Origin of the sequence: Psychromonas saccharinae (assembly GCF_051201515.1) — a bacterium.
Taxonomy (GTDB): domain Bacteria; phylum Pseudomonadota; class Gammaproteobacteria; order Enterobacterales; family Psychromonadaceae; genus Psychromonas.
This window is the reverse complement of the sequence record NZ_CP195153.1, coordinates 987,382-1,003,079: the sequence shown is the minus strand read 5'-3', so window position 1 is coordinate 1,003,079 and position 15,698 is coordinate 987,382. Positions and strand designations below refer to the sequence as shown.

Sequence of the window (15,698 nt, the reverse complement as noted above, 5' to 3'; positions counted from 1 at the left end):
ATTAAACAATGAAAAAGAGTGATTTAATCTTAGGTGTTTTGGTAATGATTATATGGGGGTTAAATTTCTCAGTAATCAAATTAGGTGTTAATGAAATAGATTCGTTACTGTTAACGGCATTCAGATTTAGCTTAGCCACTCTACCCGCCATTTTTTTTGTGAAAAAACCAAAAGTCTCATGGTGGTATTTGATTGCATATGGGTGGATCTTTGCTATTGGAGTCTGGGGAATGGCAACTTGGTCAATCGAAGCAGGTTTAAGTGCCGGCATGGCATCTGTTCTATTACAAGTAAATATCGTCTTTGGTTTGTTTTTAGGTCACTTTTTATTAAAAGAGACGATTTCTCTAAACAAACTAATTGGTAGTGGCGTAGCACTAGGCGGTTTATTTCTGAGTTTAACTGTTACTGATGGCTCTGTCACACAAGTAGGGTTACTACTCATTTTATGTGCAGCATTATCATGGAGCTTAGCAAGTATCACTATTAAAAAAGCAGGTACCAAACAAGTTTTTGCTTTTAGCTTGTGGGCGATGGCATTTGCTCCAATCCCATTATTTTTAATCGTTTATTTACAGTCTGGGAGTGATGCTTTTATGCAAATACCGGAACAACTTAACGGCAGAGTAATTTTCTCAGTATTATTCCAAGCCTATCCTGTAACGTTATTAGGTTATTGGATTTGGAATCGATTATTATTGACTTATCCCTTAACCACAGTTGCACCATTAACTCTGTTAGTACCTATTTTTGGACTGATGGGGGGCGTCATATTTTATCAAGAAGAGGTTGGCGTAATAAAATTTATTGCGAGTTTATGCGTGATAAGTGGTGTTTTGATAGGTTTTATTAACATTCCAAAATTTAAAATATTTAAGTCGCGACTTTTTTCTTAAATTAAATAATCACTTAGTAAGTGACAATTGTATTGAAAAACGCCGTAAAGAAGAATTTAAGCGTAGAAGTTTCACTTGGTCATGATCGCAAACGGAAAGGAGTATATACATGGATTTAATATTTCAAATTTGGGGAGGCTTATTTTACCTTGCCAATAAAATACTGTTTGCGCTTTCTGAAGGTAAGCCTGAGAATATAAAAAAAGACTTTAAGATTAAAGGTTGGGCTATTTATCTTCTCGGCGTACCCGCTTGGGTAACTATATTGATTAGCCATCAAGATTGGATTGCAGCATCTATTGAAGCAGGAGGAATTCCCGCTATGTTATTGGGTCTATATAATACTTATCATAATAATCAAAAAGAGAATAAATGGTTTAATAAGTTTGTCACTTTGTGTACTTATTCATCACTAGCATTTGGACTTGTTTTTAGCGTTATCCATCACGGCGGAATAGGCTCTATTTCACAAGTTTTAGAGGTAGGTGTAATGCTCGGCTTTTTGCTAGGTAGCTACTCCATAGCGAAGAATAATCCTGTGGGCTGGTTCTTCTTTATGCTGATGAATTTAAGTATGGCTACATTGATGCTACTACAAGATAAGCCGATACTAATGGCGCAACAATTAGTTTCATTGTATTTTGTAGTCTATGGACTTAAAAAGTCACGTGCCATTTCATCAAGCCAAGAGCTTGCAAATTAATCAACAAGGACAAAATACGGCTGACTATCTCGCTTCGCTCGTTTTTGGGAGAAAGCGAACGTAAAAACTTAAAATCACCAAGGCGCTTTGTGCCTCAAAGCGCCATAGGAAACTACAAATATGTGACCAATATTAACTATTACCACCGTCTGCTTTGAGCTTGAAGCGGTCAACGAGATTTTGTCAATCCATGACATATTTAGGCTCAAAAGCATCCATGCTTACTTAACTATTTACTGAAAGTGATTTAATCGACAGCTTCAACACCATAAACAAAGTTTAAGTACCGCTAACAAACACCTTATTCAAGCAGCAACCCGTTTGCGCGATAGTGCTATCCCTAAAATGATTAATAACATTGCCGCTAGACTTTGCCATTCAATCGCTTCGCCCAAAAGAAGCGCGCCAGTAAAATATGCCACGATAGGAATCACGTAATTAATATACGAAAGAAACGTAGGCCCTGCCGTGCCGATAACTGCAAACAAAAGAATGGTGGCAAACGCAGTCGGGCCAATACCTAACCACAATACGGATAACGTAGCGTTTAAAGAATAACTTTGTTGCCACGGTAAATCTTGCCACAACCACAATGGCACGATAGCGATGCTGGAAACAATCATCACACCAGCCGCCGTTACAACAGGGTTATAGGATGGCAACCGTCTCACCAAAATGGTATTTATTGCATAACTAAAAGTGGCGAGTAAAATCAGTAAACCACTCAGTAAATTACTGTGGGCTCCTACTAACGAAGGCCAAAGCACAATCACCACGCCAGTAATACCTAGCGCAAACCCGAATATTTTAAAGCGATTGAGACTTTCCCCTAACACAAAATAATGTGCCAAAATCATTGTCGCCAGCGGCATAAATGCCATCAACAACCCTGCAATGCCCGAGCTAATATCCTTCTGACCAGTGGAGATCAAAAGAAAGGGTAACAAGTTCCCCATAATACCGAGCAACAAAAATATAGCCCAAGCCAGTGGCGTAACAGGCAAACGCCAACCCTTGGCATACATAAAGAAAGTTAGGATAATCGCTGCAATTAACACTCTAAGAGAAACTATCCCTACTGGGGAAAAGCTTTGCAGTGAGACAGCGGTAAACATAAATGATGTTCCCCACAGCAGAATGAGCAACAGCAAAGAAAGCCAGTCTTTAACAGTAGGCGTATAGTGGCGAGTCATGTATTTGATCCAATTAGCATTAATACGGGAGAGTTTAACCGACAACATACCACTTTTTTGATGCTTTTAAAAAAAGATCTAACAGGAACAGAGGGACAAAAAAGCAAACTATTTTTTGTCCAGTTTGAACAGCTTCTTACAATTCATTACCACAATTGTAGCAGTGCGCTACAATCAATTCTAAGTAATCAAAGGAGAATTGTTATGGCAACTGCAAGTATTAGATTAGATAAAGACTTAGTAGAAAAAGCATCGATCATGGCAAAAGCACTAAATAGAACGACACCTAAGCAAATTGAACACTGGGCTAAAATTGGTGAAATGATGGAGGATACCCCAGACTTACCTTACGAATTTGTTAAACAGGCAATTATCGCCAAGGCAGAAAAAGAAGCTGGAAAATTAGAGGCTTACGACTTTGGCTAAGGTAAACCAAGTACTACAAACCCCAAGTTTTAAAAAAGCCGTCAAAAAGCTCCATAAAAACCAAAAACAAGATTTAGATAAAGCGGTAAAACTAATAATGGAAGAGCCAAAACTCTGTGAACAAAAGAAAGGTGAACTTGCGTTTATGAGAGTTTATAAATTTAAAATGGTGAAACAATTAACACTTTTAGGCTATAGCTATGAATATGGTGTAATTGTTTTTGAATTAATAGCCCTGGCTCACATGAAAATTTTTACCGAAACGTCAAACACCTCTTTTGAGTTTGGTCTTACCCACTAAAAATTGTGGGCTAAAATCGAGCTAAGCGAGTAAGTCCGATGTTTTTAGTCCTTGTTAAATTGACTTGTTATGTGGCGTCCAAAATTTAATAATCTGAATACACATTAGCTAAATAAACAACGGCATCTGCGATATATTTAAACTCTACATTTTCGCCAAAACTAGCGTCACTTGCATCGCCAACACAAAACCTAACTTTCTCAGCTGACCAGCGTAAAATATAATAATCTCTAGAACCTAGCCAAAGCTCTGCATTTTCCCACCATTCGAATATGATACTATCATTGCAACTATGTAGAACAAGTGAGTCTAAGCAAGGTACTTCGTCGACTAATGAATAGAGGGAGACTAATTGATCAATAACGTCTTCAGGAACACCAATAGCACTGGCTTTTAATTCAAATGACCTCAATGATATATCAGAAGCTGGCTTAATCGTGCGCCCATATTTTAGAAATATAGGCTCCAATGCATTAATAACATGTTGCATATTATTCTCCATAGCCACAGAACAAACTGTCCGACTGACACGTTTTATTATGTGCCCTTAAGCTTAACCTCACTTATTTTAGTACCAATAGGCAAATCTTTGACTTGCTTGTTTATCTGGCCGCCAAAGTGTAATGAAACTTTAAAAGACATTATATTCAGGTTGTCTATACCCATTTCCCCCCAGAGACGGGCTAACTTTAAAGTCGTAGCACTATCCAGAACCAAGTGTCATTCCATTATCTTTTGCTGCCTGCCATTAAGAAATGGTCTTGACCATCAGCAGTGTTGAGTATTGATTGGAGTTCACTTGATGGTATTTTTGCGTTTTTTTTTGCAAAAATGATGGCAGTCGTTTACGTGTCTACGTTGAACTACTTGTTAGCAGTTTACTCAGTCAAGCATACGATTCACAAATTCTTGCGTTTCTTCACTAAAGAGTTGAAGTTGCTCATTACTCAAAACACCATATTTTTTTAAATAAGCTATTTTCAACAACACACTGTTACGAGTTGGGTTATTGAACATTTCAGCTATTTTGGCATCTTCACTTTCAATCAAACTATACAAGTCCAAATACGATTGATGTTCTTTATCAACTCGATCATTGGTTATATTTTCCACTTTATTAAATACCAACTCACAAGCTTTCGCAGTTAATTCTTCTTGTAGCTTCCGAAACAATTTCCAATCTTTCTCTGGTACAGATGACATATTAAATCCTCATTGGCTGATAACGCCAGCTTAAGCGTACTAAAAAAGTTGGCTAAAATTGTGGAGCAAAGCGGAACGTAGTCAACTGCTTTAGTTCCGTTTAAAACTATTGTTGAACAAAGCCGCTGCACGGCAGAAAAAAACATAAAATCTCCAGACTGTTACTGTGTTCAGTAACACGTCCAGTTCGGGCGTGCCTACTGGAGCTCTCATCATGAATGCTATCGAACAACAACGCTTTGATTTTCTTTATGAACAACATCTTATCAATTTAAAACTACAAGGTAAAAGACCTGCGACCATTGATGCCTATTCCCGTGCCATACGTCGTATTACGACCTACTTCAATCGTACACCAGATACGCTGACCACACAGGATCTAAAACAATATTTTAATGGTTTAATTCAAACACATTCTTGGAGCACCATTAAACTCGACCGCAATGGTTTACAGTTTTTTTACCGCTACACACTCAATAAACAATGGGAATGGCTCGATATTGTCAAACCCCCACAGGTGAAACGACTCCCTGATATTTTAACACCTAAGCAAGTAAGTGACTTACTGACCAACACGAAACAACAACGTTACCGTGTGTTTTTTCTTACCCTGTATACGCTCGGATTGCGACTGAGTGAAGGACTTAATCTCACCGTTAATGATATTGATAGCGCAGCCATGCAAGTCCATGTCCGCGAAGGTAAAGGTGGAAAAGACCGACTATTACCATTGCCCAAACGCACACTAATGGCACTTCGCGTTTATTGGAAAACGCACCGTCACCCGATATTACTATTTCCGAGTAAATTTACCGACTCCGATGTCCCGATGGATAAAGGTAGTGTGCAAAAAGCCATGAAACAGGTCATTGATGACTGCCGTATTAATAAACGTATCAGTCCACACTCACTCAGGCATTGTTATGCCACACATCTATTAGAGCAAGGATTAGACTTACGTTCACTGCAAATATTACTGGGCCATAACAGTTTGAATACAACAGCGCGTTATACCCAACTGACACAGGTAAAACAAAAGGAAACTATCAAGATAATAAACCGACTTGCTAATAACCTAAAGGGTATTGAGGCAGTTTTATGAGTACATTTATCTCACTACTTCGCCAACACCAACAGGCATTTGAGCAGCAGTATGACAATAAGCTTAACCATGATATGCGCAGTGCCATTCACGCTATGTTAAGTTGTCAAACACAGCAACAGCAGCAGGTAAAATGGCGCTGCACTGAGTGCGAACATAGTGAGCAGCACCCGATATCCTGCGGACATCGACACTGCCCACAATGCCAACACCAAACCACATCCGACTGGCTAATGCGACAGCAACAAAAATTGTTACCAACCCATTATTTTATGGTGACGCTGACAATACCTTATCAGCTTAGGGCATTAGCTCGATATCAGTCAAAAGCCTTTTATAAAATCCTCTTTGGGGTTGCGCAATCCACACTGAAAGATTTTGCCAAACGTCAAAACAAAGGGGAAATGGGATTTACGATGGTGCTGCATACGCATAATAGAAAGCGCGATTTGCATCCTCATTTGCACGTTATTATTCCTGCGGGTCGTTATGACAACGTTAAACAAGTATGGCATAAAGGCGATAAGCACTATCTGTTTAATGAATTTGCCTTAGCAAAGGTATGGCGCGCACGTTTACTCGATGCAATTAATCACCACGATACGTTAGTATTACCGCAACAACTCCCCCGAAAATGGATAGTTGATTGTCGCCATATTGGTTATGGTGAGCATGCGCTGCAATATCTCTCTCGCTACCTTTATCGTGGTGTATTACCCGACAGAGATATTCTCAAGGTAACTTCAAACAGTGTGACCTTCCGCTATCGCGACGGTCAAACCAATCAATGGAAAATCAGAGTATTGCCACCGTTACAATTTATTTGGCTGATTTTACAACATGCTCTACCCAAAGGATTTCAACGTGTGCGTGATTATGGATTCCTACGCGGTAATGCCAAAACCGTACGTTTACGCATTCAACAGTTATTAATGACAGTAACAAAATGGATTGCACCTATACAAGAGCCCATTAGAGGGAAAGCAAAACGAAGGTGTCCTTGTTGCCAACACGACATGCAATATGCAGGAATAATACGACTGAGTTAGCCGAAAGGCACAATATAATAAGGATAATGGCCGCCACGCAATAAAAGGACAACACAATAAGATAAACGATAAGACATAAACCACAACCTATTGATAACGTTACACTTCATACGTTATCCCAGCCAAACTCGTCTTGCGAAAAGCCACAAGACAACATCAACTTAGATATCAACTTCACAATTTACTATAAATAAGCTGCTCGGGCTTGTTCAACACCCAGATAAGGTGTCGGCTGCGCGACACCTATCCTTATTTGTTATGTGTGTTCTTATTGAACCAATGAACTTTTAAGCACGAAATGATCATCGACCGTTTCAATTACTGTCCATTTTAGATTTGAATACAATGCAGGAATATGAGTAAAAACCAGCAACTCTGGTTCAGCCATTTCACTAACCATTTTTTCAGCATGATTAATCAATTGTGAGCTAATTCTTTGCTTACGATTTTCAGGTTTAATAAAGACAGCATTAACCCAAACAGCCTGCTCTTGAGTAATTGGAGATAGAAAACGAGTAAAAACTAAACCACCAATTAATTCACCATTTTCTAAGGCAATGATAGGATTTGGAATTACTTTTCCATTCTTTGTTGTTGCCAGTGGTTCAACGTCATCCCACTCACTTTTAAACCATTGATACAATTCAGTTAAATACGTTGAGTTACTTTCAACCGTTTGAATTAAAACCATAATTAATCCATTAAACCTATCATTTCCGTAAAAACACATAACGAGGCTGTAGAATTTCTCCATTTTCAGAAAAAACAGCCTCTATTAAAATTTTAATTTTCAATTAAAACAACAAGTTAAAAATAGAAAGTTTTCATAATTTGGTGAATAACGAGTTATTCTACAGCCACAACACTGTTTTAAGCGGAAAATTAACGTTGGCTATAATCGCTAAGCGATGGCCAACAGTAAGTTTTCCGGCTTGAAAACTCTTGTTAGGTGATTTTATTCCAGCCATTTTCCCAAGGTTGTTTATATTGCTCCCACTCTAGATCAGTCAGATTCCTACCCATGGTTATTTCCGCAACTTCTCTAGCCGAAGTTGCTCCTAAATCCAAACCAATAACCACTGCTTTTAAAACAACAGACTCTTCATGAGAAATTGGGTCATCCAATGCTCTTTTTGATGAAGATGTATTTTTACACTCTGATTCAATAAGACCATCAATAATATTACTAATCATTTTAGCTTTTGAACCAGGTAATGTGAGAGCTTCAAAATATGAGGAGCATAAAAAAACACCAAACCCTTTCGCCATATCCAAATCAAAAGACTCTTGGGCTAGTTTTAAAAGCTCCTTAGCTATTTCTTTTTTACCTTGAACTGAAATATTATTTACATTATGCGTTTCTTTAATAACATGTTTATATGCAAACAACAGATGAATTATCACGTTTCTCTGAATATCTTCATCTAAAGAGTTAACTCTTACCATCAAATCATTAACTTCATTAAATAGGGCATCAGCTCTAGAGAGAGCCCAACGTTCTTTAATTCGCTTAAACACAACTCACTCCAATGTTCACCTAACGAGGCTGTAGAATTTCTCATTTTCAGCCTGATTATTTAAAATAAAAACTACATTAATTCACATTTACTTGAGATTCAAATAGATTATTCACTTTTCAATAAATGACTGATTAAATTGAGTTGTAGAGGTGTTTATAAGGTTAATTAGGCTGGATTATTGCGGTTTAAGGGCTTAACCCTTGGGTTAATGTAAACTATTCCTTAACTTCTCAATGTTATGAACAAGGCAATACATCTGCCATTGCGTATTTACTTTTTCTTGCCCGCGCAGCGTAAATTTATTCATGCCTTTATTGACCGTAATATTACCGAATACTGATTCAATGGCGCCGAGTCGTTTACTGTATTGCCGCCGTCCTACACGGCTGTCTATTTTTACCCGCATTTTATCGGTATACGAGATAGTTTTACCTTTGCTGTTTGTTTCAAACTGAACTTGTCGACCTTGTTTAGTGGGGGCTTTGCGCATACATTGCTTTTGTAATGAGCAAACACGACAATCTTTTAAGTAACCTGAGAAACGTACATACTGTCGACCTGCTGTTTCAATGTTTTTAACACTAAGCCACATCGCTTTACCTGCTGGACAATGGCATTATTGTTTGTTTGGTACACAACTCCTGTTAAATTTCGTTCTAGACCAGCAGGACATAACGGAAGATGGGATAGCCACAGGCATAGTCAAGAGCAGTAGTATTTGAATTTTGTAAAATAATTAAGAATATAAAAACCGAAGACAATCTATTTCCTTTAAATACAGATAGTTACCTTAAAAATAAAAAAAGATTGTCTTCGTTTTATTCAAAACGTCTTCGTTTTAATTCCATGAATACAACTAAACAGCCTGCCCAGCTGCCCAGCCTGAACTCCATGCCCAACAAAAATTAAATCCTCCCAACCAACCGGTGACATCTAAGGCTTCTCCTACAAAATATAAGCCAGGGATATTTTTGCATTCCATGGTTTTAGACGAGATCGCATCGGTATCGATACCACCAAGAGTGACTTCTGCTGTCCGATACCCCTCGGTACCATTTATTTGTGGTTGCCATTGGTGAAACAGTGCGGCTATTTGTTTAAGTTGTTTCTCATGATATTGCTTCAAAGGTACGCTTTCGATTTCTGCAACACTCAATAAACATTCAATTACACGTTTAGGTAATTGTTGTGAGAGTAATGTTTTTAATGCTTGCTCGGGATGTGTCTGTTGGTTATCGTGTAATAATTGCAATAAATCGATATTGGGCATTAAATCAAGGAATAAAGGCTCACCCGCTTGCCAGTAGTTAGATATTTGTAAAATAACCGGTCCGCTTAAGCCGCGATGCGTAAATAAAAGTGCTTCGTTAAAACTTATGGTTTTATCTTTTTTACCTGCTTTTATTTGGCAACTTGCCGTTGCTGGGAAGCTAATGCCCGATAAGCTAGCAAGACTTTCCTTTTGTGCTTGATGTAATGTAAAAGGAACTAATCCTGCCCGTGTTGGTTTAACGGGTAATTGATACTGCTCTGCTACTTTATAGGCGAAAGGTGTCGCGCCCATTTTAGGTAATGACAATCCGCCCGTCGCCACAACGAATGATTCACATTCGAAATCACCCAGTTTTGTTTGCACTGAAAAGTGATTATCTTGCAATTTTGTATGAGAAAAAATCTCACATTGTAGTTGCACTTTCACACCAACAGCCTGTGCTTCATCCATTAATAATTTAACGATTTGTTTGGCGCTATCGTCACAGAACAGTTGCCCGTGATCACGTTCATGCCAACTGATATTGTGTTTGTCCACCAGAGCAATAAAATCCCATTGGGTAAAACGACTTAGTGCAGATTTAACAAAGTGAGGATTTTCACAAAGAAAGTTATTGGGTTCGACGTACAGATTAGTAAAATTACAACGTCCACCACCGCTCATAATAATTTTTTGGCCGGCGCGCTTTGCATGGTCAAGCACCAAGACTTTTCGGCCACGTTTACCGGCTTCGATTGCACACATTAACCCCGATGCGCCAGCACCAACAATTATGACATCCCACATATTTCACCTCTTAAATTAATGGCGCTAAGGATACACGAATAACTACCAATTCCGCTAATTAAATGATTTATTTGGGCGTAAACAAAAGAGAAGAAAACACAGTCTAAATTGCAGTAATAAGTTGTTTTCATGCTAAGGTCAACCACGTAACTGGCATTCATTATATGGTGCGATAATTATCGGATTTGATAGTGGTGATTTAAACCAAAAAGAAGGTAAAAAAAAGGTCGCACATGGCGACCCTATTAGTTCATTTAATACGTTAGTATTATTCTGCAGTTGCAGCTTCAGTATGCTCTTGCTCTGCAGGCATTTCAGCAGGAGTGTCTGCTTCAGGCGCTTTGATGCTTAATAATTCAACATCAAATAATAATGTTGAACCTGCAGGAATTGTACCTGCGCCTTGGTCACCGTATGCAAGGTCAGCGGGGATAACAAATTTATATTTCTCGCCCACACTCATTAGTTGTAGACCTTCAGTCCAACCAGGAATGACTTGGTTAAGTGGGAAGGTTGCTGGTTGACCACGTTTAACTGAACTATCGAATTCAGTACCGTCGATAAGTGTACCAACGTAATGTACTGTTACGGTGTCTTCAGCCGTTGGCTTAGGACCATCTGCTTTAGTGATAACTGAATATTGAAGACCAGTATCAGTAACCGTTACGCCTTCTTTCTTAGCATTTTCTTCTAAGAATTTTTTACCTTCTTCAGCCACTTTCGCCGCTTCTTCTTTTAGCTGTTTTTCAGCAGCAGCTTGAACTTGTTCACCGTAAGCCGTTAATGTTGATTGAATTTCTTCATCCGTTAATTGGCCGCTACCATTTAATGTGTCAGTGATACCTTTAAGAACAAGTTCTTTATTTAATGGCATACCAATTTCAGCTTGTTTTTCAAGCATGACATTGAACTGGCCAGAGAAAGAACTACCAATTGCGTATGCTGCTTTTTCTTGAACATCTTTGAATTCAATAGCTTTGTCTGCAACGGGTTCAGCAGCATTAGTCTCTGCTTCAGTTTTTCCATTACAAGCAGCTGTCAATACAACTGCAGCTGCTAATAAAGAAACTTTAAATACTTTTTTCATTATTACTCCATGAGTGTGCTTTTTATTTGCGAAATATACTCTGCTACTTTCATCTAAAAAAGAAGAAATTGAGGTATCATAAAATCTTTGCTTATACTAACCTTAAAACTTATTTTCACCAAAGTTAATTAATCAAATGCGACTAAACATTTCTTTTAAATCACTTATTTTGGTATTGAGCCTTATTTTTGTTGTCTCATGTAGCCGCTCAGATGAACCTTTACAGCAATATGAACATGCCGTTGAAGGCACTTTTGCTGCCGAAATTTCACAAAATGGCGATTATTCATTTATCTCTTCGATTAGTCACGGTTTACGCTTTTGGGATAACCGGAGAAATCAACTTTTATATCAATGGCAACACCACGATATTGCAGATAATGATATTTTCATTGTGCGTATTTCAGCAAACAACACCTATGCGTTATCAGCAAGCCGCAACGAATTTGCTATTTGGGATATTAAGACAGGTCAATCCGTTGGCTTTTATCAAGTCAGTGAATCCCCTATCCGCGATATTCAAATATCGGCAAATGGCCGTTACGTTTTGTATGGACAAGTAAATGGCAAACTAGTTCATATTGATTTACAAACCGGTCGTCGCCTTGAGATGCCGATTCATACTGAAAAAATTAATAGTATTGATTTATCCGCGAATGGTTTTTATGCGATCTCTGGTGGAAATGATCATCGTGCTTTTCTGTGGAATACTCAAACCGCGCAAATTATTCAAGAGTTTGATTTTGATAACCGTGTTTCTATGGTGAAATTTGAGGATCAGGGGCGCTATGCATTTGTAGCAGATAATCAAAAGGCATCGCAAATTTGGAACCTAACCACCGGGAAATTAGAAAGTACGCTAATTTATCGCGCCCGTCAGTCTATTTTTTCATCGGTACGTTTTGTTAATGATGGTAAACAATTACTGACAGGCAGCGGTGCAAATATCTTAACTTTGTGGGATGTTAAGACCGGCTTAGCGTTACAAAAGTGGAAGGTAACCGCAAGAAAACACACACGTCCTAAAACAGCTGTAGTATACTCGGCCACTATGTGGGATACCGATAAGATTGCCAGTGAAACCTCCGCTGGGTTATTGGAAGTCTGGCCAATCGCAAAACAATAATCATAGAGAATAGAATGAACCAAGATGAACGCATCGAGCAATTGGAAATGAAGGTTGCTTTTCAGGAAGATAACATCGACACATTAAATAATGAGATGTTTGACCAACAACGTAAAATGCAAGCATTAGCAGAACAAATTACACTATTGGTGAAAAAGCTAAAGGAAGCTGAGCCCAATCAACTTGCTTCGGAAGAAGAGGAAGTGCCACCACCTCATTATTAAAGTAAATATTAAAATAATGCGACTAAATCCGGATTACTTGCTAATGCCGGATTGCTAACCACCCCGTAACTTTTCCAACCTTCAGAGACCACACTCGGATCCGCCATATCACGTGGTACCGTTTCCCCTGCAAAGTGGGCCGAGGTTGCTTCGAATAATTCACTATTATAAATAACGAACGCCCCCACGTGATAAGCCTCTTTTTCATCGAAGAAAAGATGCTCCGTCGATTCAAGTACAGATTCAATAATTGGAGCACTGTTATCGCCCGCCGTTAAGGTCATTAAATGACGCAAATTAATTTGTTCGCGATAGGTGTAACCTTGATATTTACCGTAGGAATCCTCCCAGCTTATTTTTATTTCAATATCACGGACATTGTCACCCGCAGCATACATCAGGTCAGGTTCCGTAACATGCCACTCTATATTAAAATTAGTCTGTGTTTCAGGCTCGGTAATAGTTTCAACTGTGCCTTCTAATGCCTCAATATCTAATAAAGATTGAAACTGTAAAACATTGTCCATTTTTTCAATCGACAGTTTTAACACCGTCCCATGTACAAAGTTATCTCGACTTTGATGTCCAACCATTTTTTGTAACCCGACAATACTAAATGAAGCTAATGAAACCACTAATAATGAGACTAAAATTTCAATTAGTGAAAAACCGCGCATGATTTTTATGCTATTCATTGGAAGTCCTTCCAGGATCCATCAACTAAGCTATAAGTTGAATTAATGGCAATGCTGCCTCGATTTTTATACAGGGTGTTTAATACAGCTTTATCGTACCGAACAGATAAACTCGGATTCCCAGCAACACTTTCTATAGTTTGATTATGTGAACAACTGTAGTCACTTAACAATGCTCCATTTACTTGCACACCAGCAAGGTTAACGCTTGGTGATTCAACTAATTGCTCATTGCCATGTTCGTCAATAATAGACTCAGTATTAGGAAGAAAATACAGCATACCAGTCACCGCTACTTCGGTATTAATTGGCGTGGTAAACGTCCCGCCTTCGATAAAAATAGCTTTAGGATGTTCAATATTACCAATCGTAAAATGGTCATTACTTGATGTGTGGCTGGTGGTTGTATCTGCATGTTCGATATTACAATCACCTTTTATATAAATAGTGGTAACTTGTTCGTCGATGGCATTAAGTTGATGTGAACAACTCATACCGCTCGATAAGGTCATATCGATGGTAACGACATCGGGAGCACTTTGTAAGACACTATTTGCAACGTCTTGAGTTATGCCGAAGGTGCTTTCGAACAGACTAGCTGGCGAGGTATTACTACCTGCTTCAATACCATGAAACTCTGTGTTTTCAGGATGATTATTAGGCCAATCCACTGTTTCAGTTAAGCTTATTTCATGCTCTGCAAGTACCACAGCCGACTCACCAATCAGTAAAAAATTATTTTCATCATGTGCGGTGTACAGCGCATCTTGCTCTATCACATTCTCACCGAGGACATCTCCGGTACACGCCGTGACTAAGGTTTCATTTTTAGGGTGACTCACTAAATGATATTCAGCTATATTTCCTGGTGATTGACAGGATTCACTACTGATCCCTTCGCAGCCATCATTCACCGTAGCTCTTTCATCAAGGTTTAATTTACCATTCACCGCTAACGCAGAGGGTGGAATATTATAGGAAAGATCGTAATAAATTTGCACTTGTATTTGCCGTGTAGCAATACCGTCTTTTGAAGTACCTAAGGAATTAATCTGTAGTGTATTTTTGTTGAACTGCTCGACGCTGACGGTGTAGTGACTGCCCTCCGGTTGATAATGAATAGGTAGCGCATCAAGAACAGTTTTTGACTTTTCTATTTTGCTCAGCATCACATTCATGCCCGATTCTGCATTCGCAAAAGCTTCATTATTACGGTAATAATTCGCAACGACTTGATTATCGACCAGTTGCGTCAACACAATATTCACAGTAAATGTAATGCCGGCAACACTGAGTAGTAATGCCGACGTTAAAATCGCAAATCCTTTATTTTGTTGAATAGAATACACAAACTTCTCCATGACAATTCGAACAAAAAACAACCAATGGTCAATCAAGTTTAGAAAAGATAATGCAAAGATAAAGGTCGTTTTTTAACCAAAACATGAGATTTACTGACATATATTTGTTTTTATTAAGATAAATAATCAAAAATATTTTAAAATATAGGTATTCAAATTAAGCGCGACTATCACACTGAAAAGAGATAACCGAGTAAAATGGTACTGCTTGCTGATCGCCCCTTCTTCCAGTAGATTGATAGTATTAAAAATCATATTCTAAAATAAATATTCTTAGGAAGAATCCATGTCAAAAAAAATAAAAGTATTGGTATTAAATGGACCTAATCTCAACTTATTAGGACAACGTGAACCAGAAGTTTATGGTAAACAAACACTTGCTGGTATTGTGAATGGATTAGAAAAGCAAGCGCAACAAGCAAATATAGAATTAACACATTTACAATCTAACCGTGAATATGAACTAATTGAAAAAATTCACGCGTCTTTTAACAACATTGATTACATTATTATTAATCCCGCTGCATTTACCCATACTAGCGTTGCACTTCGCGATGCGTTGCTCGGAGTGAATATTCCATTTATCGAAGTTCACCTTTCAAATGTGCATGCGCGTGAAGCATTTCGTCATCACTCTTATCTTTCAGATATTGCGCAGGGTGTGATTTGTGGCTTTGGTGCTCAAGGCTATTCTTTTGCGCTACAAAGCGTGATTGAAAAAATGAAATCATAGGAATCAAAATCATTTCTGGG

18 protein-coding genes and 1 pseudogene are annotated in these 15,698 nt (G+C 38.3%); 9 read left to right on the top strand and 10 right to left on the bottom strand.

What is annotated here, in order from left to right:
• The first annotated feature begins 8 nt into the window (after positions 1-8).
• Together ACR30L_RS04490 and ACR30L_RS04485 are read left to right on the top strand one after the other, a co-directional pair.
• Positions 9-896 (top strand): EamA family transporter, encoded by an 888-nt coding sequence (locus ACR30L_RS04490; protein ID WP_435236845.1) that lies wholly within the window; start codon positions 9-11, stop codon positions 894-896.
• A gap of 109 nt (positions 897-1,005) precedes the next feature.
• Positions 1,006-1,599 (top strand): hypothetical protein, encoded by a 594-nt coding sequence (locus tag ACR30L_RS04485; protein ID WP_435236844.1) that lies wholly within the window; start codon positions 1,006-1,008, stop codon positions 1,597-1,599.
• A 305-nt stretch (positions 1,600-1,904) separates the two neighbouring features.
• Here the strand turns inward: ACR30L_RS04485 and ACR30L_RS04480 are convergent, their stop codons facing one another.
• Entirely contained in the window at positions 1,905-2,792 is an 888-nt protein-coding gene (locus ACR30L_RS04480) for a DMT family transporter (RefSeq protein ID WP_435236843.1), read from the bottom strand.
• Between the two features lie 204 nt (positions 2,793-2,996).
• Here ACR30L_RS04480 and ACR30L_RS04475 point away from each other — a divergent pair, with 204 nt between their 5' ends.
• Together ACR30L_RS04475 and ACR30L_RS04470 are read left to right on the top strand one after the other, a co-directional pair.
• Positions 2,997-3,218, top strand: coding sequence for a TA system antitoxin ParD family protein (locus ACR30L_RS04475; protein WP_435236842.1), 222 nt, complete (start codon positions 2,997-2,999; stop codon positions 3,216-3,218).
• Positions 3,211-3,519, top strand: coding sequence for a type II toxin-antitoxin system RelE/ParE family toxin (locus ACR30L_RS04470; protein WP_435236841.1), 309 nt, complete (start codon positions 3,211-3,213; stop codon positions 3,517-3,519). The genes ACR30L_RS04475 and ACR30L_RS04470 overlap by 8 nt, the downstream gene beginning before the upstream one ends.
• 85 nt (positions 3,520-3,604) lie before the next feature.
• Here the strand turns inward: ACR30L_RS04470 and ACR30L_RS04465 are convergent, their stop codons facing one another.
• Together ACR30L_RS04465 and ACR30L_RS04460 are read right to left on the bottom strand one after the other, a co-directional pair.
• Positions 3,605-4,009 (bottom strand): hypothetical protein, encoded by a 405-nt coding sequence (locus ACR30L_RS04465; RefSeq protein ID WP_435236840.1) that lies wholly within the window; start codon positions 4,007-4,009, stop codon positions 3,605-3,607.
• 392 nt (positions 4,010-4,401) lie between these two features.
• Positions 4,402-4,722 carry a hypothetical protein gene (locus ACR30L_RS04460; RefSeq protein ID WP_435236839.1) on the bottom strand — a complete coding sequence of 107 codons (321 nt, stop codon included), beginning with the start codon at positions 4,720-4,722 and terminating at the stop codon, positions 4,402-4,404.
• Between the two features lie 214 nt (positions 4,723-4,936).
• Between ACR30L_RS04460 and ACR30L_RS04455 the strand changes: the two genes are divergently transcribed.
• Together ACR30L_RS04455 and ACR30L_RS04450 are read left to right on the top strand one after the other, a co-directional pair.
• Positions 4,937-5,824 (top strand): site-specific integrase, encoded by an 888-nt coding sequence (locus ACR30L_RS04455; RefSeq protein ID WP_435236838.1) that lies wholly within the window; start codon positions 4,937-4,939, stop codon positions 5,822-5,824.
• A complete protein-coding gene (locus ACR30L_RS04450; protein ID WP_435236837.1) occupies positions 5,821-6,873 on the top strand; it encodes an IS91 family transposase in 1,053 nt (350 codons plus the stop codon). The genes ACR30L_RS04455 and ACR30L_RS04450 overlap by 4 nt, the downstream gene beginning before the upstream one ends.
• 268 nt (positions 6,874-7,141) lie before the next feature.
• Here the strand turns inward: ACR30L_RS04450 and ACR30L_RS04445 are convergent, their stop codons facing one another.
• From ACR30L_RS04445 to fkpA, 5 genes and pseudogenes are all read right to left on the bottom strand, one after another.
• Positions 7,142-7,564, bottom strand: coding sequence for a GNAT family N-acetyltransferase (locus ACR30L_RS04445; protein WP_435236836.1), 423 nt, complete (start codon positions 7,562-7,564; stop codon positions 7,142-7,144).
• A gap of 254 nt (positions 7,565-7,818) precedes the next feature.
• Positions 7,819-8,391, bottom strand: coding sequence for a hypothetical protein (locus ACR30L_RS04440; RefSeq protein ID WP_435236835.1), 573 nt, complete (start codon positions 8,389-8,391; stop codon positions 7,819-7,821).
• A 207-nt stretch (positions 8,392-8,598) separates the two neighbouring features.
• Positions 8,599-9,009, bottom strand: a pseudogene (locus ACR30L_RS04435) (transposase); the annotation flags it as partial.
• Positions 9,010-9,249: 240 nt separating this feature from the next.
• The gene (locus ACR30L_RS04430) at positions 9,250-10,452 is read right to left on the bottom strand and encodes an NAD(P)/FAD-dependent oxidoreductase (RefSeq protein WP_435236834.1); all 1,203 of its coding nucleotides are present in this window, start codon (positions 10,450-10,452) and stop codon (positions 9,250-9,252) included.
• 268 nt (positions 10,453-10,720) lie between these two features.
• Entirely contained in the window at positions 10,721-11,539 is an 819-nt protein-coding gene (fkpA, locus tag ACR30L_RS04425; RefSeq protein WP_435236833.1) for an FKBP-type peptidyl-prolyl cis-trans isomerase, read from the bottom strand.
• Positions 11,540-11,675: 136 nt separating this feature from the next.
• On the opposite strand from fkpA, the gene ACR30L_RS04420 reads away from it, so the two are divergent.
• Both ACR30L_RS04420 and ACR30L_RS04415 read left to right on the top strand, forming a co-directional pair.
• On the top strand, positions 11,676-12,665 hold the full coding sequence (locus ACR30L_RS04420; protein ID WP_435236832.1) for a WD40 repeat domain-containing protein: 990 nt from the start codon (positions 11,676-11,678) through the stop codon (positions 12,663-12,665).
• A gap of 14 nt (positions 12,666-12,679) precedes the next feature.
• Positions 12,680-12,889, top strand: coding sequence for a SlyX family protein (locus ACR30L_RS04415; protein WP_435236831.1), 210 nt, complete (start codon positions 12,680-12,682; stop codon positions 12,887-12,889).
• Positions 12,890-12,897: 8 nt separating this feature from the next.
• Here ACR30L_RS04415 and ACR30L_RS04410 read toward each other — a convergent pair whose 3' ends face one another.
• Positions 12,898-13,584, bottom strand: coding sequence for a type IV pilus modification PilV family protein (locus ACR30L_RS04410; RefSeq protein WP_435236830.1), 687 nt, complete (start codon positions 13,582-13,584; stop codon positions 12,898-12,900).
• On the bottom strand, positions 13,581-14,933 hold the full coding sequence (locus tag ACR30L_RS04405; RefSeq protein WP_435236829.1) for a hypothetical protein: 1,353 nt from the start codon (positions 14,931-14,933) through the stop codon (positions 13,581-13,583). Before ACR30L_RS04405 ends, ACR30L_RS04410 begins: the two co-directional genes overlap by 4 nt.
• 298 nt (positions 14,934-15,231) lie before the next feature.
• On the opposite strand from ACR30L_RS04405, the gene aroQ reads away from it, so the two are divergent.
• The gene (gene aroQ / locus ACR30L_RS04400) at positions 15,232-15,678 is read left to right on the top strand and encodes a type II 3-dehydroquinate dehydratase (RefSeq protein WP_435236828.1); all 447 of its coding nucleotides are present in this window, start codon (positions 15,232-15,234) and stop codon (positions 15,676-15,678) included.
• The last annotated feature ends 20 nt before the right edge of the window (positions 15,679-15,698 follow it).

Bases quoted from the DNA above. Each gene is read 5' to 3' on its own strand.
- ACR30L_RS04465 (WP_435236840.1), bottom strand. From the start codon at position 4,009: ATGCAACATGTTATTAATGCATTGGAGCCTATATTTCTAAAATATGGG.
- aroQ (WP_435236828.1), top strand. From the start codon at position 15,232: ATGTCAAAAAAAATAAAAGTATTGGTATTAAATGGACCTAATCTCAAC.
- ACR30L_RS04475 (WP_435236842.1), top strand. From the start codon at position 2,997: ATGGCAACTGCAAGTATTAGATTAGATAAAGACTTAGTAGAAAAAGCA.
- ACR30L_RS04460 (WP_435236839.1), bottom strand. From the start codon at position 4,722: ATGTCATCTGTACCAGAGAAAGATTGGAAATTGTTTCGGAAGCTACAA.
- ACR30L_RS04485 (WP_435236844.1), top strand. From the start codon at position 1,006: ATGGATTTAATATTTCAAATTTGGGGAGGCTTATTTTACCTTGCCAAT.
- ACR30L_RS04490 (WP_435236845.1), top strand. From the start codon at position 9: ATGAAAAAGAGTGATTTAATCTTAGGTGTTTTGGTAATGATTATATGG.
- fkpA (WP_435236833.1), bottom strand. From the start codon at position 11,539: ATGAAAAAAGTATTTAAAGTTTCTTTATTAGCAGCTGCAGTTGTATTG.
- ACR30L_RS04420 (WP_435236832.1), top strand. From the start codon at position 11,676: ATGCGACTAAACATTTCTTTTAAATCACTTATTTTGGTATTGAGCCTT.
- ACR30L_RS04445 (WP_435236836.1), bottom strand. From the start codon at position 7,564: ATGGTTTTAATTCAAACGGTTGAAAGTAACTCAACGTATTTAACTGAA.
- ACR30L_RS04410 (WP_435236830.1), bottom strand. From the start codon at position 13,584: ATGAATAGCATAAAAATCATGCGCGGTTTTTCACTAATTGAAATTTTA.
- ACR30L_RS04455 (WP_435236838.1), top strand. From the start codon at position 4,937: ATGAATGCTATCGAACAACAACGCTTTGATTTTCTTTATGAACAACAT.
- ACR30L_RS04480 (WP_435236843.1), bottom strand. From the start codon at position 2,792: ATGACTCGCCACTATACGCCTACTGTTAAAGACTGGCTTTCTTTGCTG.
- ACR30L_RS04430 (WP_435236834.1), bottom strand. From the start codon at position 10,452: ATGTGGGATGTCATAATTGTTGGTGCTGGCGCATCGGGGTTAATGTGT.
- ACR30L_RS04415 (WP_435236831.1), top strand. From the start codon at position 12,680: ATGAACCAAGATGAACGCATCGAGCAATTGGAAATGAAGGTTGCTTTT.
- ACR30L_RS04450 (WP_435236837.1), top strand. From the start codon at position 5,821: ATGAGTACATTTATCTCACTACTTCGCCAACACCAACAGGCATTTGAG.